The organism is Neisseria sp. DTU_2021_1001991_1_SI_NGA_ILE_055, from assembly GCF_032342915.1.
Taxonomy (GTDB): domain Bacteria; phylum Pseudomonadota; class Gammaproteobacteria; order Burkholderiales; family Neisseriaceae; genus Neisseria.
Genome location: NZ_CP135440.1, coordinates 1,545,519 through 1,570,633, shown reverse-complemented (window position 1 = coordinate 1,570,633; position 25,115 = coordinate 1,545,519). Strand labels below are relative to the sequence as shown.

Annotated in this window: 23 protein-coding genes; 12 read left to right on the top strand and 11 right to left on the bottom strand. The window is 48.9% G+C overall.

Going from position 1 to position 25,115, the window contains the following annotated elements; all coding sequences use genetic code 11:
• Nucleotides 1–111 precede the first annotated feature (111 nt).
• The 4 genes from RRV97_RS07365 (at nucleotide 112) to hisD (ending at nucleotide 3,655) form a co-directional block, all read left to right on the top strand.
• Nucleotides 112–774, top strand: coding sequence for an SCO family protein (locus RRV97_RS07365; protein WP_049349096.1), 663 nt, complete (start codon nucleotides 112–114; stop codon nucleotides 772–774).
• An 82-nt stretch (nucleotides 775–856) separates the two neighbouring features.
• Nucleotides 857–1,510, top strand: a complete 654-nt coding sequence (gene hisG / locus RRV97_RS07360; protein ID WP_315611149.1) for an ATP phosphoribosyltransferase — start codon at nucleotides 857–859, stop codon at nucleotides 1,508–1,510.
• Nucleotides 1,511–1,565: 55 nt separating this feature from the next.
• Entirely contained in the window at nucleotides 1,566–2,291 is a 726-nt protein-coding gene (gene nfsA / locus RRV97_RS07355) for an oxygen-insensitive NADPH nitroreductase (RefSeq protein WP_315611148.1), read from the top strand.
• 71 nt (nucleotides 2,292–2,362) lie between these two features.
• The gene (gene hisD, locus RRV97_RS07350; RefSeq protein ID WP_070825920.1) at nucleotides 2,363–3,655 is read left to right on the top strand and encodes a histidinol dehydrogenase; all 1,293 of its coding nucleotides are present in this window, start codon (nucleotides 2,363–2,365) and stop codon (nucleotides 3,653–3,655) included.
• A gap of 112 nt (nucleotides 3,656–3,767) precedes the next feature.
• On the opposite strand, the gene RRV97_RS07345 is transcribed toward hisD, so the two are convergent.
• Nucleotides 3,768–4,649 carry a prephenate dehydrogenase gene (locus tag RRV97_RS07345; RefSeq protein WP_293197841.1) on the bottom strand — a complete coding sequence of 294 codons (882 nt, stop codon included), beginning with the start codon at nucleotides 4,647–4,649 and terminating at the stop codon, nucleotides 3,768–3,770.
• A gap of 297 nt (nucleotides 4,650–4,946) precedes the next feature.
• On the opposite strand from RRV97_RS07345, the gene RRV97_RS07340 reads away from it, so the two are divergent.
• The 4 genes from RRV97_RS07340 to RRV97_RS07325 all read left to right on the top strand — a co-directional run bounded on the left by RRV97_RS07340 (nucleotide 4,947) and on the right by RRV97_RS07325 (nucleotide 9,938).
• Nucleotides 4,947–5,441 carry a MarR family transcriptional regulator gene (locus RRV97_RS07340; protein ID WP_003748495.1) on the top strand — a complete coding sequence of 165 codons (495 nt, stop codon included), beginning with the start codon at nucleotides 4,947–4,949 and terminating at the stop codon, nucleotides 5,439–5,441.
• Nucleotides 5,442–5,490: 49 nt separating this feature from the next.
• Nucleotides 5,491–6,897 (top strand): efflux transporter outer membrane subunit, encoded by a 1,407-nt coding sequence (locus RRV97_RS07335; protein WP_315611147.1) that lies wholly within the window; start codon nucleotides 5,491–5,493, stop codon nucleotides 6,895–6,897.
• A 222-nt stretch (nucleotides 6,898–7,119) separates the two neighbouring features.
• Nucleotides 7,120–8,310, top strand: coding sequence for an efflux RND transporter periplasmic adaptor subunit (locus tag RRV97_RS07330; RefSeq protein WP_315611146.1), 1,191 nt, complete (start codon nucleotides 7,120–7,122; stop codon nucleotides 8,308–8,310).
• Nucleotides 8,311–8,411: 101 nt separating this feature from the next.
• The gene (locus RRV97_RS07325; protein WP_315611145.1) at nucleotides 8,412–9,938 is read left to right on the top strand and encodes a DHA2 family efflux MFS transporter permease subunit; all 1,527 of its coding nucleotides are present in this window, start codon (nucleotides 8,412–8,414) and stop codon (nucleotides 9,936–9,938) included.
• Nucleotides 9,939–10,264: 326 nt separating this feature from the next.
• Here the strand turns inward: RRV97_RS07325 and RRV97_RS07320 are convergent, their stop codons facing one another.
• The 6 genes from RRV97_RS07320 to RRV97_RS07295 form a co-directional block, all read right to left on the bottom strand.
• A complete protein-coding gene (locus tag RRV97_RS07320) occupies nucleotides 10,265–10,723 on the bottom strand; it encodes a pilin (protein ID WP_315611144.1) in 459 nt (152 codons plus the stop codon).
• 102 nt (nucleotides 10,724–10,825) lie between these two features.
• Entirely contained in the window at nucleotides 10,826–11,275 is a 450-nt protein-coding gene (locus tag RRV97_RS07315; RefSeq protein WP_315611143.1) for a pilin, read from the bottom strand.
• Between the two features lie 789 nt (nucleotides 11,276–12,064).
• Nucleotides 12,065–14,623, bottom strand: coding sequence for a [protein-PII] uridylyltransferase (gene glnD / locus RRV97_RS07310; RefSeq protein WP_315611142.1), 2,559 nt, complete (start codon nucleotides 14,621–14,623; stop codon nucleotides 12,065–12,067).
• A 19-nt stretch (nucleotides 14,624–14,642) separates the two neighbouring features.
• Nucleotides 14,643–14,939, bottom strand: coding sequence for a helix-turn-helix domain-containing protein (locus RRV97_RS07305; RefSeq protein WP_003680870.1), 297 nt, complete (start codon nucleotides 14,937–14,939; stop codon nucleotides 14,643–14,645).
• Nucleotides 14,940–15,361: 422 nt separating this feature from the next.
• Complete coding sequence (locus RRV97_RS07300; RefSeq protein ID WP_315611141.1) at nucleotides 15,362–15,802, bottom strand: TIGR01244 family sulfur transferase; 441 nt, start codon at nucleotides 15,800–15,802, stop codon at nucleotides 15,362–15,364.
• A 78-nt stretch (nucleotides 15,803–15,880) separates the two neighbouring features.
• The gene (locus RRV97_RS07295) at nucleotides 15,881–17,632 is read right to left on the bottom strand and encodes a M61 family metallopeptidase (protein WP_315611140.1); all 1,752 of its coding nucleotides are present in this window, start codon (nucleotides 17,630–17,632) and stop codon (nucleotides 15,881–15,883) included.
• Between the two features lie 332 nt (nucleotides 17,633–17,964).
• Between RRV97_RS07295 and ccoN the strand changes: the two genes are divergently transcribed.
• Genes ccoN through ccoP form a run of 4 tightly spaced genes read left to right on the top strand, consistent with a single transcriptional unit; the run spans nucleotide 17,965 to nucleotide 21,582 of the window.
• On the top strand, nucleotides 17,965–19,398 hold the full coding sequence (gene ccoN, locus RRV97_RS07290; RefSeq protein ID WP_003748780.1) for a cytochrome-c oxidase, cbb3-type subunit I: 1,434 nt from the start codon (nucleotides 17,965–17,967) through the stop codon (nucleotides 19,396–19,398).
• 24 nt (nucleotides 19,399–19,422) lie between these two features.
• Entirely contained in the window at nucleotides 19,423–20,034 is a 612-nt protein-coding gene (gene ccoO, locus RRV97_RS07285) for a cytochrome-c oxidase, cbb3-type subunit II (RefSeq protein WP_003748778.1), read from the top strand.
• Nucleotides 20,035–20,038: 4 nt separating this feature from the next.
• Entirely contained in the window at nucleotides 20,039–20,236 is a 198-nt protein-coding gene (locus tag RRV97_RS07280; protein WP_003748776.1) for a cbb3-type cytochrome oxidase subunit 3, read from the top strand.
• The gene (ccoP, locus tag RRV97_RS07275; RefSeq protein WP_315611139.1) at nucleotides 20,236–21,582 is read left to right on the top strand and encodes a cytochrome-c oxidase, cbb3-type subunit III; all 1,347 of its coding nucleotides are present in this window, start codon (nucleotides 20,236–20,238) and stop codon (nucleotides 21,580–21,582) included. Before RRV97_RS07280 ends, ccoP begins: the two co-directional genes overlap by 1 nt.
• Before the next feature lie 153 nt (nucleotides 21,583–21,735).
• Here the strand turns inward: ccoP and RRV97_RS07270 are convergent, their stop codons facing one another.
• The 4 genes from RRV97_RS07270 to RRV97_RS07255 form a co-directional block, all read right to left on the bottom strand.
• Nucleotides 21,736–22,182: an SCP2 domain-containing protein gene (locus RRV97_RS07270; protein WP_003748771.1), complete on the bottom strand. Its 447-nt coding sequence runs from the start codon at nucleotides 22,180–22,182 to the stop codon at nucleotides 21,736–21,738.
• The gene (locus RRV97_RS07265; RefSeq protein WP_315611138.1) at nucleotides 22,169–23,086 is read right to left on the bottom strand and encodes a U32 family peptidase; all 918 of its coding nucleotides are present in this window, start codon (nucleotides 23,084–23,086) and stop codon (nucleotides 22,169–22,171) included. Before RRV97_RS07265 ends, RRV97_RS07270 begins: the two co-directional genes overlap by 14 nt.
• A gap of 10 nt (nucleotides 23,087–23,096) precedes the next feature.
• Nucleotides 23,097–24,104 carry a peptidase U32 family protein gene (locus tag RRV97_RS07260; RefSeq protein ID WP_003748766.1) on the bottom strand — a complete coding sequence of 336 codons (1,008 nt, stop codon included), beginning with the start codon at nucleotides 24,102–24,104 and terminating at the stop codon, nucleotides 23,097–23,099.
• Nucleotides 24,105–24,438: 334 nt separating this feature from the next.
• Complete coding sequence (locus tag RRV97_RS07255) at nucleotides 24,439–25,059, bottom strand: DUF2238 domain-containing protein (protein ID WP_315611137.1); 621 nt, start codon at nucleotides 25,057–25,059, stop codon at nucleotides 24,439–24,441.
• Between the last annotated feature and the right edge of the window lie 56 nt (nucleotides 25,060–25,115).

Sequence of the window (25,115 nt, the reverse complement as noted above, 5' to 3'; positions counted from 1 at the left end):
AAAAGGGCTACTTTTAATGTGTCAAACGCGTTAATATGAAGATGTTTTGTTTTTAGACTGGCCGGGTGGTTGTTTGGCCTTATTTATTTGAAACGGTTTTGGAGAAAATTTATGCTTTCCGTTACACGAACTTTCTTACTCAGTGCTATTGCGTTGGCCACCCTGGCTGCTTGTCAGCCTAAAGAGGAAGCCAAAGAGGCTTCTTCGGCGCCTGCCGCTTCTGCCGCACCGGCCGCTTCCGGTGAATCTACTGCCAAAGCGCAAGCGCGTGGTACCGATATGCGCAAAGAAGACATTGGCGGCGATTTTACATTGACCGATGGCGACGGCAAACCTTTCAGCCTGAGCGATTTGAAAGGCAAAGTGGTTATCCTGTCTTTCGGTTATACCCATTGTCCTGACGTGTGCCCGACCGAGTTGCTGACTTACAGCGATACTTTAAAACAATTGGGCGACCAGGCTAAAGACGTGAAAGTGGTATTCGTCAGCATCGACCCTGAGCGCGATACGCCTGAAGTAATCGGCAAATACGCCAAACAGTTCAACCCTGATTTTATCGGCCTGACGGCCACCGGCGATCAAAGCCTGCCTGTCATCAAACAGCAATACCGTGTGGTATCGGCTAAAGTTAACCAAAAAGAAGACAGTGAAAACTATTTGGTCGACCACTCTTCAGGTGCATATTTGATTGATAAAAACGGTGAAGTGGCGATTTTCTCGCCTTATGGCAGCGAGCCTGAAACGATTGCAGCCGATGTGAAAACTTTATTGTAAAACCGTAGTTGAGGCCGTCTGAAATAGGTTGTGGATTTCAGACGGCCTTCTTGCTTTTGATACGGCAAAGGAGAAGAAAAAAATGACCGACACACTTTTAACGATTGCTTTATCCAAAGGACGGATTTTTGAGGAAACCCTGCCGCTGTTGGCCGCCGCCGGTATTGTGCCTGCGGAAGAGCCGGAAAAATCGCGCAAGCTGATTATTGGTACCAATCATGACAATATCCGTTTGGTGATTGTGCGTGCGACCGATGTGCCGACTTATGTGCAATATGGTGCGGCGGACTTCGGCATTGCCGGTAAGGATGTGCTGATCGAGCATGGCGGAGACGGTTTGTATCAACCTTTGGATTTGCACATTGCTTCATGCCGCATGATGGTTGCAGTTAAAAAAGGTTTTGATTATGCCGCTGCTTCCCAACCCGGCAGCCGTTTGCGGATTGCCACCAAATATCCCGACATCACCGCCGAACATTTTGCCGGCAAAGGTGTGCATGTTGACATCATCAAACTGTACGGATCGATGGAGCTTGCGCCTTTGGTCGGTTTGAGCGACGCGATTGTTGATTTGGTTTCCAGCGGCAATACGTTGAAGGCCAATGGTTTGGAAGCTGTAGAACATGTGGCTGATATTTCCAGCCGCTTGGTGGTCAACAAGGCGGCGTTGAAAACCAAATATGCGCTGTTGAATCCGATTATTCAGGCATTTGAAAATGCCGCTAAGGCCGTCTGAAAATTTTGGATAGACATTGCAAACCTGTTTGCCAACCCAGTTTGAAAGCCCCGTCATGATGCAAAGCAAGCCGACACTTGATACGATTCTTTCCCATCGTTCCATCCGCAGGTTTACTTCCGAGCCGATTACCGATGAAATCCTCGATACGCTGGTGCGTGCGGGGCAGCAGGCTTCGACTTCCAACAACCTGCAATGCGTTTCCATCATCCGCGTATCCGACCTTGCGCTGAGGCAGGGAATACATGAAGCGACTGGAAGCGCACCTTATATTGTCCATTGTGCGGAATTTTTATTGTTTTGCATCGATTTTTCCAAACACAAGGCGATGTTTCCCGATGCGCAAATTGATTGGGCGGAAGTCACCCTGATTGGCGCGGTCGATGCAGGCATTATGGCGCAAAACGTATTGCTTGCCGCCGAATCGCTTGGGCTGGGCGGCGTGTATATCGGCGCATTGCGTAATGATGCGCAAAAAGTGTCGGAGGTATTGAGCCTGCCGGATTATTGTGTGCCTTTGGTGGGGTTGTGCCTCGGTTATCCTGACCAAGACCCGCCGTTCAAACCGCGCCTGCCGAAGGAAATGGTGTACGCCGAAAACGCTTGTCCGAGCCTGAATGTCGATGCGGTTGAAGCCTATAATCAGGCAGTAGCGGATTATTATGAATTACGCAAGGGCAGTCCGATCCCTTGGAAGGAATCGCTGGCCAAAACCTTGGGCAATCCCGTGCGGCCGCATATGTTGGCGTTTTTGCAGAAAAAAGGTTTTTTGAAAAGATAATGTTCAGACGGCCTGTGTGTGGCTGAGGCCGTCTGAAAACAATAGGAACGAAACAAGGAAGAGAGCAAACCATGAAGAAACTCGACACTCAATCCCCTGATTTTCAAGCCGAACTTAAAGCGTTACTTGCTTTTGAAACCGCGCAAAATCCTGAAATCGACCGTATTGTTGCCGACATCTGCGCCGATGTTCAAAAACGCGGCGATGCGGCGCTGATTGAATACACCAACCGCTTTGACGGTACATCCGCTCAAACCATCGACGATTTAATCCTGACGCAAGACGATTTGCAGTCTGCGTTTGAGCGTTTGCCCGAAAACATTCAGACGGCCTTGAAAACGGCCGCGAGACGGGTGGAAAGCTACCATAAACACCAAAAAATGGAGTCGTGGACTTACGAAGACGAAGACGGCACGCTTTTGGGCCAACAGATTACACCGCTTGACCGTGTCGGTATTTATGTTCCGGGTGGTAAAGCCGCTTATCCGAGTTCCGTCATCATGAATGCTATGCCTGCCCACGTTGCCGGCGTGAAAGAAATCATCATGGTCGTTCCCACTCCGAAAGGCGAGCGCAACGATATCGTGTTGGCGGCTGCTTTCGTGGCCGGTGTAACCAAAGTGTTTACGGTCGGCGGCGCACAGGCGGTTGCGGCTTTGGCCTATGGTACGGAATCCGTGCCTCAAGTCGATAAGATTACCGGCCCGGGCAATGCTTTTGTCGCTGCGGCCAAGCGACGCGTGTTCGGCGTGGTCGGCATTGATATGGTGGCAGGGCCGTCTGAAATTTTGGTGATTGCCGATGGTACGACGCCTGCCGATTGGGTGGCGATGGATTTGTTCAGTCAGGCGGAACACGATGAAATTGCACAAGCGATTTTGATCGGTACTTCCCAAGCGTATTTGGACGAAGTTCAGACGGCCATGAACCGCTTGATCGAAACCATGCCGCGCCGTGCGATTATTGAAGCTTCATTGGGCAACCGCGGCGCAATGATTTTGGCTAAAGACTTGGACGAAGCCTGCGAAATCGCCAACTATATTTCTCCCGAACACTTGGAATTGTCGGTTGAGAATCCGCAAGAGTGGGCGAAAAAAATCCGCCACGCCGGCGCGATTTTCATGGGACGTTATACCAGTGAAAGCCTGGGCGACTATTGCGCAGGTCCCAACCACGTTTTGCCGACCAGCCGCACGGCGCGTTTCTCTTCTCCTTTGGGAACATATGATTTCCAAAAACGCTCCAGTCTGATTCAGGTTTCAGAACAAGGCGCGCAGAAGTTGGGCAAAACCGCCAGCGTGTTGGCGCATGGCGAAAGTTTGACTGCGCACGCCAGGGCGGCTGAGTTCCGTTTGAAAGACTGAGTGAAACGTTGGTTAAAGTCGTAAGAAATCAAAAAAAGGGCATCTAAACAGATGCCCTTTTTATTGTGATGAAGGTTTGGCCGAGAAGGCATCAGGCCGTCTGAAAACAGGTTTAACGGTTTTTCAGCCAGTCATTACGCATTTGTGCGGCTTCTTCAAAATAGCGGTAAAGCTCGGTTTTGTTGCCGTCTGAAAGGAGCTGTTCCAATTTGGATAATTGTTCTTTCAAATCGCCGGTCAGCTTGAGCAGGGCGGGGCGGTTGGCCAGGCAGATGTCTGTCCAGACGGCAGGGTGGCTGGAGGCAATGCGGGTAAAGTCGCGAAAGCCAGTAGCAGCATAGGGGAGATAGTCTTTGCCGTGCGGATGGTCGAACAAAGCGTGGACATAGGCAAAGGCGGTCAAGTGCGGCAAGTGGGAAACGGCGGCAAAAATATTGTCATGTTCTTCGGCACTCATAGTGAAAATCTGCGAACCAACCGCCTGCCACAGGCTTTTCAACCGTCTTAGGCCGTCTGAAGCCTCTTGGCCGTGCAAGGTAATGATCAGGCGGCTGTTTTGAAACAAACCGCAACGCGCGGATTTTGCGCCGCTTTGATCCGAACCGGCAATCGGGTGGGCGGCAAAACATTGCGGCAGGCGCTCGGACAAGTGGGTGCGGAAGGCATCGAGTGCCGATTGTTTGGTGCTGCCGACATCGGAAACGCAGGCCGTTTCTTTTAAGAAAGGCTTGATGTCGCGGCATACGTCAGGCAGGACAGAGACAGGCGTGGCAATCAAAACCAAATCGGCATGGCCGATGCTTTCGGCGCAAATATTCGGGTAGGCATGGTCGATGATGCCGCAGTCGAGCGCGTAATTGAGGTTGTCGGCATTGGTGTCGATGCCGGTAACGCTTTGCACTAGCCCCAAGCGTTTGAGGTCCAGCATGAACGAACCGCCGATTAAACCGACGCCGATAAGGGTGATGTGGGGGAAAAAGGCGGAAGTGTTCATGGTTTGAATCCGGTACAAGTGGAAAAGCTTATTTTAATCCGTTATGGAGGTCATCTGAAAGTTGTCATCAAGGTTTCAGACGGCCTTTTTTTATGGTCGGATTTTCATGATTTAGGCATAGAAAAATCCGTTTAGTAGGATCATGTAACCGATTATCAGATTTTCATACACTAAAATAATCATCTGAATTAGTATAACGTCTTAAAGTAAGTAATTGGTATTTTAAAGTAAATTATTACATCATATTTTATTCTGATTGGTATCGGATAAAATAATTCACTCAGAAAGAAGGAATTTATGAGTTTTTCACAAACCGAATTAGTCAATGCAATGCATTTGCTTTCCACCCGCCTGCCTCAATTTCCCGAGCAGCAAAACCAAGTATCCCGCATGTTGCGCATTGTAACCGAACGTTTGAGCAGCCATTTGAATGAAAACTTGAAAGCGTTCGGCATCAATGAAAATCTGTGGTTTTCCCTGATGGCGGTTTACGTCAGCCCAAACAGCGAAATCCTGCCTTCGCGCTTGAGCGACTTGATGGACTTGACGCGCACCAGTGCCACACGCCTGTCGGATGACATGGTCGAGCGCGGCTGGGTGGAGCGTTATATCAATCAAAAAGACCGCCGTCAGATTGTGCTAAAATTGACCCCTTCGGGTGAGACCTTTATCCACGAAGTATGGCCGCAAATTGCCCGTCAGAGCGGCCAAGCGTGGGAAGATTTCACGAAAGAGGATTATGATACGCTGCAACACCTGTTGGGTAAACTGTTGAACCGTTTGGGCAATTGACAACAGACGGCCTGATGGTCTGCGGCAGGCACACATAAACGGAGTCTGTATGAAATTAGGTTTGGTCAAATCAAGCGTATGCGTTGCCGCAGTTTCGCTGTTGGCGGCATGTGCGCCCTTCGGTAAACAGTCGCCTTTGGATGAGACAACAGCCTATCCGCTGCCGCAAGGCCAATCTGCCGCTGCTGCCCAAGACGGCTGGTGGATGAAGCTGAAAGATCAAAAATTAAACAATTTGATTGCTTCCGCCATTCAGACATCTACCAATCTGCGTGTTGTCAAAGCAAGGTTTGAGCAGGCTCAGGCGCAGCTGGGAGTTGTAGGGGCCGCAAATAAACCTCAAATCGGCTTGGGTGTTACAGGTTTGGGTGCTTATGTTTCACCCAAACCTCAAGCCGGTATGGTCGATACCGACCATACATTGGTTTTGGCGAACGCAGCCTTGCAAGGCAGCCTGGTTTTTGATTTTTGGGGTAAAAACCGAGAGCAGATTCAAGCCGTTTTGGGAAAAAGCCGGGCTGCGGTTTATGAGGCGCAGCATATCCGCACCGAGCTGGCTCATGCTGTTGCCGCCCAATATTTTGCGTGGCAGATGGCGACAGAACAACTGGCGCTGTTGGATACGCGCATAGAGTTGGCGGATAAGGCATTAAAACTGATGCAACAACGCGTTAAAGCGCAGCTGGCGCCTGCCGATGCATTGCACGCTCTGGAAATGGCGCAACAACAATTGCAGCTTGAAAAATCGGCATGGACTCAGAAAAACGAGAAAATCCGCAACAGTCTGGCAGTGTTGACCGGCCGTGTACCGGGTGCATTAAATGGACAGGTTCCGGAAAAAATGGCCGCTGTGCCGTCATTGCCGGTTAGCCGTATTGAAGCGGATTTGCTGGCGGCCCGCCCCGATATTGCGGCACAAAAAGCCTTGCTTGAAGAGAAATGGCATATCGTCAAATCAACCGAAGCAGAATTTTATCCGAATATTGAGTTGAAAGTTTTGGCAGGCATGACGCATATTGATGCGTTCAATCTGATTCGCGGACGGACATCCGGTATGTTGGGCATTGTTCCGGCTTTGAATCTGCCATTGTTTACTTCCGGTGCGCTGCAGTCCAAATTGGCGGGCAAACGCGCCCAATATAACGAGCAGGTTGCCGTGTACGACCAAACTGTTTTGAACGCCATGCGTGCGGCGGCAGATGCCGTCGTGGACTATCAAAGCCTGAAAAGCCGACAAGATACTTGGAACAAGATGGTCAATATTACAGATAAATCTGTACAAAATGCGAAAGGACGTGTTCGTGCAGGCTTGGATAACGGCTTGACCGCTTTGCAAAAACAAGACGAAGCTGTGCGTACGAAAATGTCGGCAGTCCAATACCATGCAGAATATCTGACAGCTTGGAGTAACCTCAATGCCCAGTTGGGCGGAGGCTTTAAATTAAATAAGAAATAAACATTTGATTAAAACGGCAGGCCGTCTGAAAGGAATTTCAGACGGCCTTTTCCTTACCTGATTTACATTTGCTACCGGAAGAAATTATTGTAATGAATAGAGTGTAACTATAGAATATTACCCCTTAGCGCGTTTCGCGCGCGTATTGGGTTGAGGGTGGAGCCAGCAGCCCGGCAAGACAATAATATCGTTATCACATGTACAGAATTAAAGTTGGGACTTATGGATACTCAATCAGAAAAAAATAATGTCCAAAATGAAACGGAAGTAGCCGCGTCCGGCGCAAAAACGCATCGCAAACGCAATTTGGTTATCGTTACACTCCTATTCCTTATTACGGCAGCCATAGTTGCTTTGGCGTATTTCCTGTTTTGGCAGCATGAAGAAGAAACGGAAGATGCTTATGTGGCCGGTCATTTGGTGATGATTACGCCGCAGGTGAACGGCACGGTGCGCAAAGTCATGTATGACGATACGGATGTCGTGAAAAAAGGCGATGTGTTGGTGGCTTTGGACGACAGCGATTTTCAGCTGGCATACGATCGCGCGCAAAATGAATTGATTCAGGCCATCCGTCAAAACAAACAGCAAACTGCGGTCAATTCAAAAGCCAAAGCGCAAGTATTGTTGCGTAAAGCCGATCTGGCCCGTGCGCAAGCCGATTTGCGCCGCCGCGAATCTTTGGCGGGTACGGAAGCGGTTTCCGGCGAAGAACTCAGCCATGCCCGCGCCGCTGTGGTTCAGGCTCAGGCTGCATTGAAAGCGGTTGAGGCGGAAGAAGTTTCTGCTCAGGCAGCATTGGGCAGCAATATTCCGCTGCGCCAACAACCGGCGGTTCAGACGGCCATCAGCCACATCAAAGACGCTTGGCTGAATCTGCAACGTACGCAAATCCGTTCGCCAATCAGTGGCCAAATTGCCAAACGCAATGTCCAAGTCGGTCAACGTATCGCGCAAGGTACGCCGATGATGGCCGTTGTACCTCTGTCTGAATTGTGGGTGGATGCCAACTTTAAAGAATCGCAACTGCGTAAAATGAAAATCGGCCAGCCTGTTGAAATGACAGCCGATTTGTACGGCAGTAAAGTGGTTTACCATGGCAAGGTCATGGGCTTGTCGGCCGGTACGGGCAGTGCGTTCTCATTGCTGCCGGCGCAAAATGCAACGGGCAACTGGATTAAAGTCGTACAACGCGTGCCGGTGCGCATCAGTTTGGATGCCAAAGAATTGCAAAAAAATCCGCTCCGTGTCGGTTTGTCGATGACTGTTAAAGTCGATGTTGCCGAGAAGGGCAGCGGTAAAGCCATGACTGCCGAAGCAGAACGAAATACTGCGCTGCCGGAAACTGAAAGTGTGGATTGGAAAGCCGCCGATGCTTTAGTCGATAAAATCTTCGAGCAATACGCAAAATAATCTTTTCAGACGGCCTGGGGCTTTTATTGAAGGCTCAGGCCGTCTGAAATATTGATTCTCTTCAATTGACCGCTTTGGCGGTTGTCTTATAGTTTAAAAATATGAATTATCCGCCGTTACAAGGGTTTAAGCTGGTGTTGGCAACGTTGGCGCTCAGCTTGGCCGTATTTATGGAAGTCTTGGACAGCACCATCGCCAACGTCGCCGTGCCGGTTATCGCAGGGGATTTGGGCGCAGCGACCACGCAGGGCACTTGGGTGATTACCTCATTTGCCGTAGCCAATGCCATTTCCGTCCCCCTGACCGGCTTTTTGGCCAAGCGGTTTGGCGAGGTTAAAATCTTTATTGCTGCTGTGATCGGGTTTGTCGTAACGTCATGGCTGTGCGGTATGGCACATAATCTTCAAGCCTTGGTTTTTTTCCGTGTATTGCAAGGTTTCATTGCCGGGCCTTTGATTCCCTTGTCCCAAAGTCTTCTGATGGCTTCCTATCCGCCTGAAAAACGAACATTGGCATTGGCCTTATGGGCGATGACTGTCGTCGTTGCCCCTGTATTGGGACCGATTCTAGGCGGTTGGATTTCGGACAACTGGCATTGGGGATGGATTTTCTTTATCAATATCCCGATCGGGGTTTTATCCGCCTCCATTGCTTGGAAACAGCTTAGACACAGGGAAACCGAAATCATTAGGGCGCCGATTGATTACGTCGGGCTGGTGTTGATGATTGTCGGTATCGGCGCATTGCAAATGATGCTTGATAGGGGTAAAGAGTTGGATTGGTTTGCCTCGGGAGAGATTATCGTTTTGGGCGTTACCGCTTTGGTGTTTCTGACCTATTTTATTGTTTGGGAGCTGGGCGAGAAATACCCGATTGTTGATTTGTCATTGTTTAAAAATAGAAACTTTACGATAGGCGTTGTTGCGACATCCTTGGGCTTTATGGTCTATATGGGCACATTGACCCTGCTGCCTTTGGTGTTGCAATCAAATCTCGGCTATACCGCTACTTGGGCCGGTTTGGCTGCTGCACCGGTGGGTTTTTTGCCGATTATTCTGTCGCCGATTATCGGTAAGTTTGGTAATCGCGTCGATATGCGTCTGTTTGTCAGTGCCAGCTTCTTGGTGTTTGCCTACACATTCCATTGGCGAACCGATTTCTATGCCGGCATGGATATGAGCAACGTCGTTTGGCCGCAATTTTGGCAGGGTTTAGGCGTAGCCATGTTCTTCCTGCCTTTGACCAGTATCACGCTGTCGCATATGAAAGGCAATCAAATTGCCTCGGCCAGTAGCCTGTCTAACTTCTTGCGTGTCTTTATGGGCGGTGTCGGAGTATCCGTTGTCAGCACCATGTGGGAACGGCGCGAAGCTCTGCACCATACTCAGCTGACCGAACATATTAATTCATTGTCCTCAATCAGCAACCAATCTATTCAAGGCATGATGGCCAATGGCCTGAGCAAAGAGCAAGCCCTAGCTGCGATAAATAGTACCATTTCCCAACAAGGCTTTATTATTGGCTCAAATGAAATCTTCTTGGCAGGCAGTATCATATTTATCAGCATGATCCCCATTATTTGGCTGGCAAGACCACCATTTAACGGCTCCAACGGGGGAAGGCATTAAATAAAAGGTCTTGTGTTGACTTGGTTAAGGGGAAGGAAGATTTTGGCGAGAAGATGATATTCAGCATTTGAATAGGGTAGAGGGTTTTTACTTGGGAATGCTCAATAAAATTACATATTCTAATCCTTAGTGGATGTTAGATATAAAGAGGCCGTCTGAAAATGGATTTCAGACGGCATTTATTCTCGTAATGTGATGATTCAGGCTCTTAATGACCTTGTTTTGGAGAGTTTTGCTCTTTTGCTTTGATTCGTTTTCCGCGTTTGTATTTGGCTTTGCTTGGGATGTTTTCTTCGCAATGTATTTTTGTATTTTGGAAAATAAGCTTACAAGCTTTGTTTGCAGGATATGGGAAGGAAGTATGTATCCATGGTGCCGCCGCAAGACCAAACTGTTGTGCCTTTGGTATTACCTGTTTTCGCAAAGCTTGGTATTAGGTGAATTTCGGTATTCTTAACAGGTACGGCGGCTTGATTACCGATGGCGGCAACAATAGTGCCGTTATCTTCAATACGGACAATCTTTACATAGTTACCGACTTTATTATCGTCTGAAGCGAGTTGCTTGATGTTGAGGTCAAGCGGCAAGCTGCCTTTATCCGCATAGGCTTCTTCGACGTAGCTTTTCATACTTCCTGCCAGCATGATGCCTTCTGCTACTTGTGCTCTGGCAACATAGTTTTGGTATGCAGGAAGAGCTGATACTGTCAAAATGCTGATAATGCCGATAATAATCATCAACTCAATCAGGCTAAAGCCGGTTTGGGCTTTGCGTAGTTTTTTCATTTTTTAAGTATGTCGTTTTCCTATTTTATTTTATAAAGTAAATCCCATAATCATATTATGGGATTTACTTTATAAGCTTTTAAATTTGTTGGTAACAAATTATTAACGGCAAGAAGAAGGCAAGAATTTGCTATCAACAGTACCTTTCTTACAGGTCCAAGTGAAAGAACCTTTAGAAGAGGCAGCATTACCAGTCACATCAGGTGATAACACAACCGTTTTACCTTTAATGTCATTATTGACGTCTTTACCTTTCATTGTTGCAGTCAGGACACCATTTCTACTGACGACAACTTTTTCAACATATTTACCTTTAATGTCGGTAGGTGCTGCAATACCTGCTTCTGTATTACTAGTAGGCCATTTACCTTTATCTGCATAGTATTCAACAACAGCGGACTTTTGACCTTCCATCAAAGTGATGGCTTCAGAAACTTGGGCGCGTGCAGTGTAGTCTTGGTACGCAGGCAGAGCGATTACGGCCAGGATGCCCAAGATGGCGATGACGATCATCAATTCGATCAGGGTGAAACCTTTTTGGATTGCTTTCATTGATTAAAACTCCAGTTTGAAAGTGTGAATAATTATGTTTAAGTAAAAAGTCCGTAATGTGCTTGGCACTTTGTATTATGAGTAAACCATAAAGTAAGAAGGAATATACAGCTTCCGTCGGGCTTGCTGCTTTGAGGCTTGGGCCTTACCGGACGTGTTGTTTCAAGCAGTCGGTGTGCCAAGTGTGGAAAATGGGCTGAAAATTTTATTTTTTATTTTTTATTTGTTGTTTTTATTGAGTTTATTTTTCAATTTTTAAGTTTTGTGAGGTTTTGTTTGAAAGTTTCAGGATTTTAGAAAATAGGGCGGTTGACGTTTTTTGTCAGTTTTGTGTTTTTTGTGACAGGGAAGGGAGACAAGTTTGGGTGTGTGACGTTTTTTGTCAGAAATTAGTTTAATTTAATAATATGTTAATTGGTTTGGACAGGCGGTGTTTTTATGGCTTAATCGGTCGGTTTGATTTTTTGTGATTTTATTCTTTTGTTTTTTATGGGTTTTATTTTGGGTATGTATTTTGTGTGAATATTGATGGGGAAATGGTTTGGAAGGAGGGGATTTGAAAAGGGGTTTGGTGTAATAGGTGAATGAAATTTTGTATTTGGAATTATATTTATTTGGGTTATGATTTTGTAATGTAGTTTTATATCAGGGAGTGGTCTGGTTTTGATTTTTAAGGCTTTGGATTTCTTGAGTGTTTGAGGAGGGTATATTCAGGATGTTTATATATTGAATGCGATTAGGGTGGGCAAAAAATGCTCACCCTATGTTTTTAAGATGCTCAGACGGCCTTTATGGGGTCAAGACTTCGATCAATGCTTGTTTTAGGGTGTTTTGGGTCTGCGGGTCTTGTAGAGATGGGCTATAGGTGATGAAGCTATCCTCAATGCGCTGATCCAGGGTGGTGATTTTGGCGTAGCGCAGGCTGATGTTGTGTGCGAAGAAGGTCTCGGCGATGTCGGCGAGGAGGTGGGGTCGGTTGACGGCGGTGATGTCTATGGTGTGCCAGCCGGGATAATCTTCTTCGGGGGTGATGATCACGGTAGGCGGAATGGGGATATGGCGGATGCGGCGGCTGATGTGCGGGCGGCCGCTTTGTTTTTGGACGGTGGTATTGCCGTGGATGAAGCTGTTGAGTTCGGCTTCGAGTGCGCTTTGGCGGTCGGGATATTCTTCCGGCGGGAGATTGTCGGGAAGTTGGAGGATAAAGGTGTCGAGGATGTAGTCGTGCTCGGTGATGAAGGCGCGGGCGGCTTGGATGTCGAAGCGGTGGCTGCTGAAAATGCGGCAGAGGCGTGCGAAGAGGCGGTCGCCATTGGGCATGAAGACCATGACTTGAAGGCTGTTGCTTTGGGGAAGGATGCGGCTGCGGACGGCCGGACTTTGGGTATCGTAGGCGAGGTTTGCGGTGTGCCAAAGGATTTCCCGAGTCTGATGGCGGACGTAGTATGCGCTGCCGAGGATGCGGCGGAGTTTTTGTTGGTTTTTGAGGGGAACGGCCGCGCGCGTGAGTTGGTCGGCCGCGGCTTGTTCGCGTCGGTTGGGGAGGCGCTCGGGATCGTGGTTTTTGCTGTTTAAAACGGCGGCGGTGCTGTGGTAGAGGGTTTGGAGCAGACTGGCGCGCCATGTGTTCCAAAGTTTTGGGTTGGTACCGCGGATGTCGGCAATGGTAAGCAGGTAGAGTGCGTCGAGGTATTCGCGTGTGGGAATACGGCGGCAAAAGGCTTGGAGGACGTGCGGATCTTGGATGTCTTCTTTTTGGGCAACGGTGGACATGAGCAGGTGGTTTTCAACCAGCCATGCGAGGAGGTGGCTTTCTTCGTCGGTGTAGTAGTGGTCGGCGGCGAATTGCTGGGCGTCTTTGATGCCTTCTTTGGCGTGATCGCCGCCACGGCCTTTGGCGATGTCGTGCAGCAGGGCGGCGGTGTAGAGGACATACGGTCGTGGATAGGCCTGCATGATGGCGCTGGCCTCGGGCATTTCGTGGCTGTGGGTTTCGATGGCAAGACGGCGCATATTGCGGACGACGGTCAGGATGTGGTCGTCTACGGGGTAAATATGGAAGAGGTCGTGTTGGAGCAGGCCGGTGATTTTTTCCCATGCGGGGAGATAGCGGCCCAGTACGCCGTAGAGGTTGAGAAAACGGAGGGTTTGGGTAAGGCCGGTGCCGTGTTTGAAGAATTGGATGAAGCGGCGGCGGTTTTCTGGGTTTTGGGTGAAACGAGCGTTGATTTTCCGTGTGGCCGCCCACCATGCGCGCAGGGTTTGCGGCTCGATGGTGGTGATGTTTTGCTCCTGCATGGTTTGGATGATGGTGAAGATGTGTTCGGGGTTTTGCTCGAACAGGGCAAGGTCGTTGGCGGCGATTTGGTGGCCGATGCGTTTGTAGTGGCTGTCGATGGGATGGATGTGCTGGAGGCGGCCGGGGGTTTGATGGTTTTTGAGAATCGGAATGAGGATGCCGTTGAGTTGTTTGATGGCTTTGGTGGCGCGGTAGAAGGTGTGCATCAGGGCTTCGCTTCTGCCGCGGATGTCGGGTTGGGTATAACCTAAGCTTTCGGCGACTTGGGACTGGTAGTCGAAAAGCAGCCTGTCTTCGGGGCGGTCGGCGGTAAGGTGGAGGTGAATGCGGATGTTGGCGAGGCGGCGGTAGCCGTGGGCCAGCATGCCGGCTTCGGTGCGTGTGAGGACGCCGGCGGTAACGAGGGCGGTGGGGTTGCTGTCTATGCCTTGTGCTTTGGCTGTCCAGATAAGGGTATGGATGTCGCGCAGGCCGCCAGGGCAGGTTTTGATGTTGGGTTCGAGTTGTGCGCCTGTGCCTTGGGATTTGGTGTGGCGTTGCTCCATTTCGAGGAGTTTGGCTTCGATGAAGGCGGCTGTGTTGCGGCGTGTGTTGAGTTTGTTTAGAAGTTGGGCGGTAAGGTTGGCGTTGCCTTGGAGATGGCGTGCTTCAAGAAAGGCGGTTTCGCCGGTAATGTCGTTTTGGGTGCTTTGGAGGATTTCTTCTATGCTGCCGCTTTTGATGGCAGGATTGAGGTGTGCGTCCCAAAGGGTTTGGATAAATTGGGCGGTTTGCTGTTGCAAGCCGTCTGAAAATGGTGTGTTGGAAATAATCGCTAAATCCCAGTCGGAATGAGGATAGAGTTCGCAACGCCCAAAGCCGCCGATGGCAATCAGACTGATGTCGTCGCTGTCGGGAAAGTGGATTTGCCAGAGGGTTTGCAGCAGGGTTTCGGCAGCGGCGATATGGTCGCGGAAGTAAACGGTAGGGCGGTTGTTTTTGCGGTAGGCGGCTTCTGCTGTGGCTCTTTGCTGCCGGTAGGTTTGAATGGCGTGTTGGGCGGCGGTCATGATGGTGTCTGGTTGTGAATTAGGCTTGGGTATCGGCAGGCTCGGTCATTTGGCGGAGCATTTCTTGCGGCGGAAGGAGAAGTTTGTAAGGGGCGATTTTGAGTGCGGATGCGATTTTTTCGATGTTGGAAAGGGCGATGTTCCAGCGTTTGCGCTCGACGGCGGAGACGTAGGTACGGTCGAGTCCGCATTGGCGTGCGAGTTCTTCTTGCGACCAGCCGTGGTTGACGCGGTAGAGGCGCATGTTGTAGGCGATAACGGCGCGGAGGTCTTGGGGATCGGGCAGGCTGGGAGGGGGAGTGAGTTTGTTGACCATGGTGTTTTGGGTTTGTGGTTTGAACGATAAGGGGATTTTATACTATTTTTGCTAGGGGAAAGAAAAGGCCGTCTGAAAGTTTCAGACGGCCTTCAAGAGGGTAGGTATAAAAAAAGGGGGTGGCACTCAGCCACACCCAAACACACACACATCAAGAGGAAAGAAAAATCATTTAATAAGAGAGCTGGCTCTTATCGAGGAAACTGGAAGATTCGGGCATGGCCCTGAATCATTGGAAGGCATTATAAATGAAAATAGGATTGGGGTATTGACACAGGTCAATTCTGTTTTAATTTAGAAAATATATCTTTAAGATAGTGGAAATAAATTAAAAATAAGCTAAGGCCATCAGGCCGTCTGAATAATCGGTTTCAGACGGCCTGATGGCTTTAAGGGCTACTATTTACGATATAAATTAGGTATTAAGCCAAACCTTTATCTTTGGCTTCTTGCAGGCGGGCTTCAAAGTTGCTGAGATTGACGCCTGCCTGTTCGGCTGCTGCAACCACTTCGGCTACAGATGCGCCGTGTTGCACTTGATGATAACCCCAAAGTAGGGAGCAACGGGTGCCGGTACGGCAGAAAGCAAGGATAGGAGTCGGAGATTGTTGCAACAGATTTTGAAAGGCTGCGACATTGGCTGCGTTGATTTGAGGTGCGACAACGGGCTGGTGTGAGAATTGGTTGATGCCGGCCTCTTTAAACCAGTTTTGCACTTCGGTAAAAGCCGGTTGGTTTTCTTCTTCGCCGTCCGGACGGTTGCAGATGACGGTTTGGATGCCGAGGCGTACGGCTTCTTGAACATCGGCTTCGGTCAGTTGGGGGGCGATATAGAGGGAGTCGGTCAGCTTGCGGATGGGCATAGTTTTTCCTTTCTTTATATTGAATGGATATGTTGATTTCAGACGGCCTGTGAAGTAGCAGGCCGTCTGAAGTTTTATTTAATGATTGTACAACCAGTTTTCGAGTTTTTGGCGATCGATAATGTGCAGCAGGGCGGTATTGGCTTCAGCTGCTTGGACTGTGATGCTGGTTTCGCGCAACAAGCCTTGGCGGAAGAAATGGATGGTGGTGCGCGTGCCGATAGGCAGTTTGCTCCACTGTGCTGCAAGGTCGTTGCAGGCGTAGCCGCCTAAGGCGATGATTTTGTCTTGCGGGCAGAGTCCGGCATGTTCTGCGCTGCCGCCATTAAATACATGAGTCAGGATTGCATGGTCGCTGTTTTGTTTGAAACGTACGCCCAAATCGTTGGCTGGGGCAACCGATTGGGGTTCGCTTGCAAATGCTCCGCCATGTTGGCGGGGCAGGGGGATAAAGTCGAGTTTGACACCTACGCTTTGTAGGTATTCTGCGAGCGGAAGGTCTTCGGTGCTGTATAAGGCCGTCTGAAAGAAGGTTTCTAAATCTAAACCGGTTATTTCTTGGCAACGGGTTTGCCAGTATTTTTCAGGTATGCCTTGATGGGTGTTGCACCAGTCGCGATAGTGTTGCTGCATCACGCTGTCGAGGGTGTATTTGTCTTGGCTTTTTTCACGGATGATGAGGTCGAGGCAAAGTGCGGCCAGTGCGCCTTTTTGATAATAGCTGACGATGGCGTTGGGGCTGTTTTCGTCTTGTTTGTAGAACTTGTCCCATGCGCTGAAACTGGATTGGGCAAGTGTTTGTTTCAGACGGCCTTGTGTCTGCTGGACGCGTGTGATGCCTTGTGCAAGCAGGGTGAGGTAGGCTTCGGGGCTGATGGTTTTGCTTCTGGCAAGAAAGAGGTCGTCGTAGTAGGAGGTAATGCCTTCAAATGCCCAAAGTTGTTCGGTGTAGTTTTCTTGGTCGAGGTTGTAAGGTGCGAATACGGCCGGTTTGATGGATTTGACGTTCCATGCGTGGAAGTATTCGTGGGAGAAAAGGCCGAGCAATTCGGTATAGGCTTTGTCGGCCTCGCCCATATTATAAGGTGGCAGACTGTGGCGGTCGGCGAGTAGGGCAGTGCTGCTGATGTGTTCCAGCCCGCCGTAGAGGTTGTCGCCCAGATGTAGTAAGAAAAGGTATTCGGTAAACGGGGCGGGGGAGGGGAACATCGCCAACTCGGTTTCGCAGATTTTTTGAATATCGGCGAGGAAGCGGACGCGGTCAAAATCGGGATAGATGCCGCTTAATGCAATACGGTGGGGAATGCCTTGTGCTTCAAATTCGAGAAATTCGATGATGCCTGTTTCAACCGGGTGGTCGATAAGCTCGGCGTATGAGGCCGTCTGAAAAGTGGTTGCCGAGGTTTGGGGCAGGGTGGTGGCTATCTGCCATGTGTGCGGCAGGGTGGAAAATTCGATTTGATGTGGCCGGTATTCTTGTCCGTGGACTTTTAAGAATAGACACGCGCCGTCGAAAAAGCCGCGCTCGGTGCTGAGGAACGAGCCGCGAACTGACAAGTCGAATGCGTAAACAGTGTAGTAAATTTCCCACTCTCCACTGAGGGCAGGGGTTTGCCAATGGTTTTTGCTGGTTTGTGTCAGCGGCTGGGCTTTGCCGTTGCAGCGCGCGCTGATGTGTGTGATGTGGCGGGCAAAGTCACGGATGAGGTAGCTGCCGGGAACCCAGTTGGGTAAGCTGATTTCTGTTTCTGAATCATTGGTTTGAGTGAATGATAAGGTGATGTGCCATTCATGAGACAGAAAGTTGGGGGTAATTTTGTAATTAATCATGGCTATTGGTTAATTTGCTAAAGTTTATTAAGAATAAGGGGTTTTAAGGGGTGGGCTTAATCTATATCAATAAAACTGTATGAAAAAGGGGGCTTGAAAAAATACCCTGTCCGATTTAATGCGTATGTTTTAATAATTTATTGATTATAAAAGAAATGAATTTATGTCTTGCTAAATATTTTATGCAATTTGGAATGTAATTTTGCTTGGCATGTTGTGGTGTCTATGTTAAATTTAGAAAAATTTGAGCCTTGGCCGTATTGCGCTTTTCGTAAATGCAGGGGTTGGGGTGAGATAAAAATTTTTTATACCCATAATTTATGGAGACTTCCATGGACACACAAACTTATAACTACAAAGTGGTGCGCCAGTTCGCCATCATGACTGTAGTTTGGGGTATTGTGGGCATGTTGGTCGGCGTTATCGTCGCTGCCCAGCTTTTTGCTCCTGCCCTCGATTTATCCAATATCGGACCTTGGTTCCACTTCGGCCGCCTGCGTCCTCTGCACACCAATGCGGTTATTTTTGCATTCGGCGGTTGCGGTTTGATCGGTACATCATACTACGTTGTTCAACGTACATGTAATACCCGTCTGTTTGGCGGTTGGCTGCCTGCATTTACCTTCTGGGGTTGGCAGGCCGTTATCGTGGCTGCGGCCATCAGCTTGCCTATGGGTTACACCCAAGGTAAAGAATACGCCGAGTTGGAATGGCCTATCGACATTTTGATTACGCTGGTGTGGGTTGCCTACGCCATCGTATTCTTCGGTACGATTGCCAAACGTAAAATCAAACATATTTACGTTGCCAACTGGTTCTACGGCGGCTTTATCTTGGCTGTTGCGCTGTTGCACATCGTCAATAATATCAGCATTCCTGCCGGTTTGATGAAATCTTATCCGGTTTACGCAGGTGCGATTGATGCGATGGTTCAATGGTGGTACGGCCACAATGCGGTGGGCTTTTTCCTGACAGCCGGCTTCTTGGGTATGATGTACTATTTCGTCCCTAAACAAGCAGGCCGTCCGATTTACTCTTACCGCTTGTCCGTTGTCCACTTCTGGGCTTTGATTTTCACTTATATGTGGGCTGGTTCTCACCACCTGCACTACACTGCATTGCCTGACTGGACTCAATCTTTGGGTATGGTATTGTCTTTGATCCTGTTTGCGCCTTCTTGGGGCGGTATGATCAACGGTATCATGACTCTGTCCGGCGCATGGGACAAACTGCGTACCGACCCGATTTTGAAATTCTTGATCGTTTCTCTGTCTTTCTACGGTATGTCTACCTTCGAAGGCCCGATGATGTCTATCAAAACCGTTAACGCTCTGAGCCACTACACCGACTGGACTGTTGCACACGTTCACGCCGGCGCATTGGGCTGGGTGGGCTTTGTAACCATCGGTTCCGTTTACTATATGATTCCCCGCTTGTTCGGCAAAAATGAAATGTACAGCACCAAATTGGTTGAGGCGCATTTCTGGATCGCGACCATCGGCGTGGTTCTGTATATCGCTGCAATGTGGATTGCCGGCGTAATGCAAGGTCTGATGTGGGGTTCTTTGAATGACGACGGCACACTGACTTATTCCTTCGTTGAATCCGTAAAACGTACCATGCCTTACTACATGATTCGTTTCACAGGCGGTCTTCTGTACCTGAGCGGTATGTGCATCATGGCATATAACGTTTACCGTACTGCTATCAGTGGTAAAGCAGTTGATGCTGAGATTCCTGCGGTTTCTCAAACTCAACACCACTAATGACAAGAAAGATAGGCTACCAAAATGAAATTACAACAATTAGCTGAAGAAAAAGTCGGTGTACTGATTGTATTCACCCTGCTTGTAGTCAGCGTCGGCCTTCTGATCGAGGCTGTTCCGCTGTTCTTCACCAAGGCAGTTACCGAACCTGCTCCCGGCGTGAAACCATATAACGCCCTGCAAGTGGCCGGTCGCGATATTTATGTGCGCGAAGGCTGCTACAACTGCCACTCTCAAATGATTCGTCCATTCCGTGCAGAAACTGAACGTTACGGCCATTACTCCGTTGCCGGTGAGTCTGTTTATGACCATCCGTTCCAATGGGGTTCTAAACGTACCGGTCCGGATTTGGCTCGTGTCGGCGGCCGTTATTCCGATGAATGGCACCGCATCCACCTGCTGAACCCGCGCGACGTTGTGCCGGAGTCCAATATGCCTGCATTCCCATGGCTCGCACGCAATAAAGTCGATGCCGAGGCAACTGTGGCGCATATGAAAGCCCTGCGTAAAGTGGGTACACCTTACAGCGATGAAGAAATTGCCAAAGCACCTGAAATGCTGGCCAACAAATCAGAGCTGGACGCTGTTATCGCCTACCTGCAAGGCTTGGGCTTGGCATTGAAAAACGTAAGGTAACATCATGGACGCTAACTGGGCTCGCTCGCTCTTTACTGTTTGGGTATTCATCAGCTTTATTTTAGTCCTCTATATTGTGTTCAATAGACGCAATAAGAAAAACTATGACGATGCTGCCAGCAGTATTTTCGATAATGACGAACAAAGGCCGTCTGAAAAGGACGATCAAGCTCAGTCAGTCCGTGATCACGGAGCAAAATAATGAACACAACATCCCAATTTACCAGTAGTTTCTGGAGTATATATATTGCCGTTATCGTCGTGCTCAGCTTCATCGGCCTGGCTTGGCTTCTGCTTTCGCAAAACGTTGTGAAACGCCCTAAAAAAGGCGAAGAAGTAAAAACCACAGGTCATGAGTGGGACGGCATTTCGGAGTACAACAACCCTCTGCCACGTTGGTGGTTTTGGCTTTATGTCTGCACATGGCTGTTTGGCGTCGGCTACCTGATTATGTATCCAGGTATCGGCGATTACAAAGGCCTGTGGGGCTGGAGCAGCCATGGTCAATATGAAGAAGAAGTTGCCAAAGCCAATCAGCAATACGGTAAAGTGTATGCTAAATTTTCCAATATGCCGATTGAGAAAGTGGCTAAAGACCCTGAAGCCCGTGCTATTGCACAAAACCTTTTCAATACCTACTGTATCCAATGTCACGGCTCAGATGCCAAAGGCTCCAAAGGCTTCCCGAATTTGACCGACGACGATTGGTTGTGGGGCGGCGAACCTGAAAAGATTCAGGAAACCATCGAAAAAGGCCGTACTGCCTCTATGCCGGCATGGGGTCCTGCTTTGGGTGAAGAAGGCGTGAAAAACGTAACACATTATGTGATGTCCCTTTCTAAACCTAAAGGCCAATATGATGAGGAACGCGCCGAACGCGGTAAAGTCCTGTTTAGCGGCCCACCTGCCAACTGTTTCACTTGTCACGGCGACAAAGGTCAAGGTATCCAAGGCCTCGGCCCGAATCTGACCGACGATGTATGGTTGTGGGGCGGTACTCAAAAAGCGATTACCGAAACCATTACCAACGGCCGCAGCAGCCAAATGCCTGCTTGGGGTCACTTCCTCGACAAAGACAAGCTGCACATCATGACCGCTTATGTTTGGGGTTTGTCCAACAAAGACGGTAAAAAAGCTCCTGCTAAAAAAGCCGAGCCTGCTCCGGCAGCTCAACCTGCCGATGCTTCTGCTCCGGCGGCCGCTTCGGCTCCTGCTGCCGATAAAGCTGCTTCAGATGCCAAAGCTGCTCCGGTTGCTGAAGCCAAACCTGCTGAAAAAGCAGAAGCGGCTCCGGTTAAGGTAGATGGCAAAGCTGTTTTTGAAGCCAACTGTAAAACATGTCATGGCGGTATGATTCCGGGCGCACCTGTTGTCGGTAAAAAAGACGACTGGGCTCCTCGAATTAAGCAAGGTAAAGACACTTTGCACAAACATGCGCTTGAAGGTTTTAATTCAATGCCTGCCAAAGGCGGCAACAGCAGCTTGAGTGACGATGAAGTTAAAGCGGCTGTAGACTTTATGGCAAATGAGTCCGGTGCAAAATTCTAATTTTGAGTCGGATTGAAAAAAGCGTACCTAACAAGGTACGCTTTTTTTATATTTGATAAAACCAATAAGAAAAAACATATCAAAAAGAGGCAAAATATATAAGGCCGTCTGAAATATTCAGACGGCCTTTGCTCTTGTTTCAACCAAGATTAATCAATCCAAAGTGGACGTACTGCGTTTCAGGAACCATTCGCTGAAAGGCCACTCAACGCTGTCGAGTAAGTTTTTGGTAATTAACCCCAGTTCCGTATCGCCTTCAATTTGCAATTTACGGTTGAAAAATAAGGTGTCGGGATCTTCCTCGCGCATCATCATGCGCATGAAGTCTATGCCGTTGGCGGCCAATCTCAGATCAGGAGTGCCGCTGAAGTTATCGTCCAGGAATTTTTCCGTATCGGCACTAAACCGCACTTTGATACCGGCATCCAAGACTTCGATTTCGAATTTCCTTCCGGCAAAAAGTTCCATATCGGCAGGCAGTAAACCTTTTTTCAGCATGGTATTCAATACGGAGACCAAAACAAAGCGAGGAGGTTTGCCGGGAAGTTTGGTACCGATTTTCGCCATCCATTTGGGTAATATGATTTCAGGCAGCGCCATAATATGCCTCCTTCACGGTTTCAATACCGGGCTGACCGCGCCAATAGCCGTCAACCAGTGTTCCGGTAGTCAGTCGTTCCAATTCGGGGCGGACATCTTCCCATGTGGCTTTTCCGTCCAATACATCGCGGTGAATTTGGATAATTTCAGCCATGCCGTGCATTTGTGGCGACAGTCTGAGCATATTCACGCCGATTTTATTCAAATCTTCATGGTGGGGCAGTAGGTTTTGGCAGCCGTAAGACATGGTTTGGATGCCATTGATGGTGAGAAACGGCTGGTCTTCGCGCGTATTCATGGCCATGCCGTGCTCGTGATCGAGGCAGCGGAACTCGCAACTGTCTTTATTCAGATTGTAATGGCGGGCGGTAAAGCAACGTGATGAATAGGCGAGCGGCATTTTGCCCCAAGCAAAGAGTTCGGTTTCAATGCCGTCTGAAGCCTTAATGATTTCGGCAACCTTATCGCGGCTCAGCTCGGACGGTGCAATCCAGCGGAATGCCCCTAATTTTCGGAATACGTCCAAAGTGGTTTCATTGTAGATATTCAGGCTTGCACCGGCAACAAACGGGATGCCGTGTTCGCGTGCCAATTTGACCGCGCCCATGTCGTTGGCTTCAACTTTAAACTTTCCCTGCTCCGTGATTTTGCGCAGGCGTTTCAGATCGGATTCGCTTTCGAGCAGGACTTGTGAAGAAAGAATAATCTCCTTACCGCTTTCTGCTAGGTCTTCAGCCAGTCCGAACCAGTCGGCAAAGCGCATTTTCTGACGGCGTGAGCAGACTACCTCACCCAAATAGACCGTATCCAACGGCGTATCCAGCATGGAAACGTAAAATTCCAGCAGGGCTTCTTTTTGCCAGAAAAACAAAATAGGGCCCAGCGACAATTTCAATGAATTCATTTTTTCCCCCTTATTTCCATGGGCGGTTGTATGCGCCCAAAGTTGTCTGATGACCTTCCGAAACTTTGCTCAATGCATTGTTCCAGGACGGATTGACTTTGAAATGCGACGGGTCGGCTGCGGCTGCATCCAGTGCTTGGCGCAGGGATTTGGTTACCTGAGCCGTATACATCGGACTGCGTTGGCGTCCCTCGATTTTGATGGCGGATACACCGATTTTGATGAGTTCGGGCAACATTTCCAAAACATTCAGGCTAGTCGGTTCTTCCAAAGCATAGTAGGTTTCATCATTGACTTCAAAGCGGCCTTTGCACAAGGTTGGATAACCTGCCGGTTCATTGGGTTTGTATTGGTCTATCAATACCTGGTTTAGACGTACGTTCATGCGGTCGGGCAGTTGTTCCCAGCGGACGGATTTTGCCGGAGAGCAGACGCCTTGCATATTGGGTGATTCGCCTGTTGCATAGCTCGACAAGATGCAACGGCCTTCCACCATCACACACAAACTGCCGAAGCCAAAGACTTCAATTTCCACATCAGTATTGTCAATCACATGTTTGACCTGATCGATGGTCAGCACGCGCGGCAAAACGGCACGACGGATGCCGAACAGCTCTTTCATCATATTGATGGCTTCGTAATTGGTGGCCGAACCTTGTACCGACATATGCAGGCGTAAATTCGGATGTTTGTCTGCCGCATACGCCATGATGGCGGGGTCGGCAACAATAATCGCATCGGCACCCAAATCCGCCGCCGTATCCACAGCGGCGTGCCAACGCTCCACTTGGCCCGCTTGTGCAAATGTATTGATGGCCATCAGTACATTGCGCCCGCGCGCATGGGCGTAAGCTACGCCTTCCCGCGCCGATTTCATATCGAAATTCAGTCCCGGAAAGTTTCGTGCATTGGTCGCATCTTTCAAACCCATGTAAACCGTGTCCGCACCGTTGTCCACAGCGGTTTTCAGTGCAGGCAGGTTGCCGGCGGGGCAGACCAATTCTGGAATTTTCTGCATTTTGTGTTCCTCGTCTTAATGATAACCTCTATCGGGTTAATCAATATTTTGTAGAATTCCGGATATTTTATGGATTAATGACACAAGATATGCTGATTTAAATCAAATTGAAAAATTCAGGTTGACGTAGGCATATTGTTTACAAAATCTTAACAGACGTTGTTTTTTATATATTTCATGTGCTTAAAAATTTTGATGACGGATTTTGTTTCAAAATCGGCTTATGTTTTTAACTATCGTATTTATTAATTTTTACAATAATAGCGATAGAAAAATGAAAAAAGGCCGTCTGAAAATCTGGTTTCAGACGGCCTTTTGCTTTAAAGGGATGTATTTAAGAGAAACCCAAACGTTTATCGGGTCGGGTAAACACAAAAATAAACAGCGAGGTTAACGCGCCCAAAGTATCGGCAAGCATGTCTTTTTGCGCGTCCCAAATATCGCCTTGAGAACCCAAGAACTCCAGTCCGGCCTCTCCGCCGTCGATAACGGCATATTGCCATTCGATGATTTCATAGGCGGCAGCCACGCTCATGATGAAGAACAGGGAGAAAAACAAGGCCAGCGGCAGATTACACAGCTTGCGGCGCAGCAGCCATTCAGCCATTGGATAGGCGTAGAAGCCGATGATGTAATGAGCAATACGGTCGTAATGATTGCGGTTTTCGCCCAAAATCGGTTCGACAAAGCGGTTGATGGATTCAAACGGTACATCGGCAAAAGTATAGTATGCGCCGATGGAATGCATGATCAGCCAGAAGCTCATGAATAAGTAGGCCAAGTTGCTGAAGCGGAAAATGCGGTAAGTGGCAACCAGAAGGAAAAATACGGAGGCTACGGGGATGATTTCGGCGTACCAAACCGCGCGGTCATGGGGATTGATACCTGACCAAACAATGAGAGCGAAGATAATCGTAGCAAGAAAAATGGGAAAGATTGGAGAGGGTCTATTCATATTGTGTGTATGTAATAACAAGAGTTGCGTATTGTATAACGAATCGGCGGATTGGC

Bases quoted from the DNA above. Each gene is read 5' to 3' on its own strand.
- RRV97_RS07365 (WP_049349096.1), top strand. From the start codon at position 112: ATGCTTTCCGTTACACGAACTTTCTTACTCAGTGCTATTGCGTTGGCC.
- hisG (WP_315611149.1), top strand. From the start codon at position 857: ATGACCGACACACTTTTAACGATTGCTTTATCCAAAGGACGGATTTTT.
- nfsA (WP_315611148.1), top strand. From the start codon at position 1,566: ATGATGCAAAGCAAGCCGACACTTGATACGATTCTTTCCCATCGTTCC.
- hisD (WP_070825920.1), top strand. From the start codon at position 2,363: ATGAAGAAACTCGACACTCAATCCCCTGATTTTCAAGCCGAACTTAAA.
- RRV97_RS07345 (WP_293197841.1), bottom strand. From the start codon at position 4,649: ATGAACACTTCCGCCTTTTTCCCCCACATCACCCTTATCGGCGTCGGT.
- RRV97_RS07340 (WP_003748495.1), top strand. From the start codon at position 4,947: ATGAGTTTTTCACAAACCGAATTAGTCAATGCAATGCATTTGCTTTCC.
- RRV97_RS07335 (WP_315611147.1), top strand. From the start codon at position 5,491: ATGAAATTAGGTTTGGTCAAATCAAGCGTATGCGTTGCCGCAGTTTCG.
- RRV97_RS07330 (WP_315611146.1), top strand. From the start codon at position 7,120: ATGGATACTCAATCAGAAAAAAATAATGTCCAAAATGAAACGGAAGTA.
- RRV97_RS07325 (WP_315611145.1), top strand. From the start codon at position 8,412: ATGAATTATCCGCCGTTACAAGGGTTTAAGCTGGTGTTGGCAACGTTG.
- RRV97_RS07320 (WP_315611144.1), bottom strand. From the start codon at position 10,723: ATGAAAAAACTACGCAAAGCCCAAACCGGCTTTAGCCTGATTGAGTTG.
- RRV97_RS07315 (WP_315611143.1), bottom strand. From the start codon at position 11,275: ATGAAAGCAATCCAAAAAGGTTTCACCCTGATCGAATTGATGATCGTC.
- glnD (WP_315611142.1), bottom strand. From the start codon at position 14,623: ATGACCGCCGCCCAACACGCCATTCAAACCTACCGGCAGCAAAGAGCC.
- RRV97_RS07305 (WP_003680870.1), bottom strand. From the start codon at position 14,939: ATGGTCAACAAACTCACTCCCCCTCCCAGCCTGCCCGATCCCCAAGAC.
- RRV97_RS07300 (WP_315611141.1), bottom strand. From the start codon at position 15,802: ATGCCCATCCGCAAGCTGACCGACTCCCTCTATATCGCCCCCCAACTG.
- RRV97_RS07295 (WP_315611140.1), bottom strand. From the start codon at position 17,632: ATGATTAATTACAAAATTACCCCCAACTTTCTGTCTCATGAATGGCAC.
- ccoN (WP_003748780.1), top strand. From the start codon at position 17,965: ATGGACACACAAACTTATAACTACAAAGTGGTGCGCCAGTTCGCCATC.
- ccoO (WP_003748778.1), top strand. From the start codon at position 19,423: ATGAAATTACAACAATTAGCTGAAGAAAAAGTCGGTGTACTGATTGTA.
- RRV97_RS07280 (WP_003748776.1), top strand. From the start codon at position 20,039: ATGGACGCTAACTGGGCTCGCTCGCTCTTTACTGTTTGGGTATTCATC.
- ccoP (WP_315611139.1), top strand. From the start codon at position 20,236: ATGAACACAACATCCCAATTTACCAGTAGTTTCTGGAGTATATATATT.
- RRV97_RS07270 (WP_003748771.1), bottom strand. From the start codon at position 22,182: ATGGCGCTGCCTGAAATCATATTACCCAAATGGATGGCGAAAATCGGT.
- RRV97_RS07265 (WP_315611138.1), bottom strand. From the start codon at position 23,086: ATGAATTCATTGAAATTGTCGCTGGGCCCTATTTTGTTTTTCTGGCAA.
- RRV97_RS07260 (WP_003748766.1), bottom strand. From the start codon at position 24,104: ATGCAGAAAATTCCAGAATTGGTCTGCCCCGCCGGCAACCTGCCTGCA.
- RRV97_RS07255 (WP_315611137.1), bottom strand. From the start codon at position 25,059: ATGAATAGACCCTCTCCAATCTTTCCCATTTTTCTTGCTACGATTATC.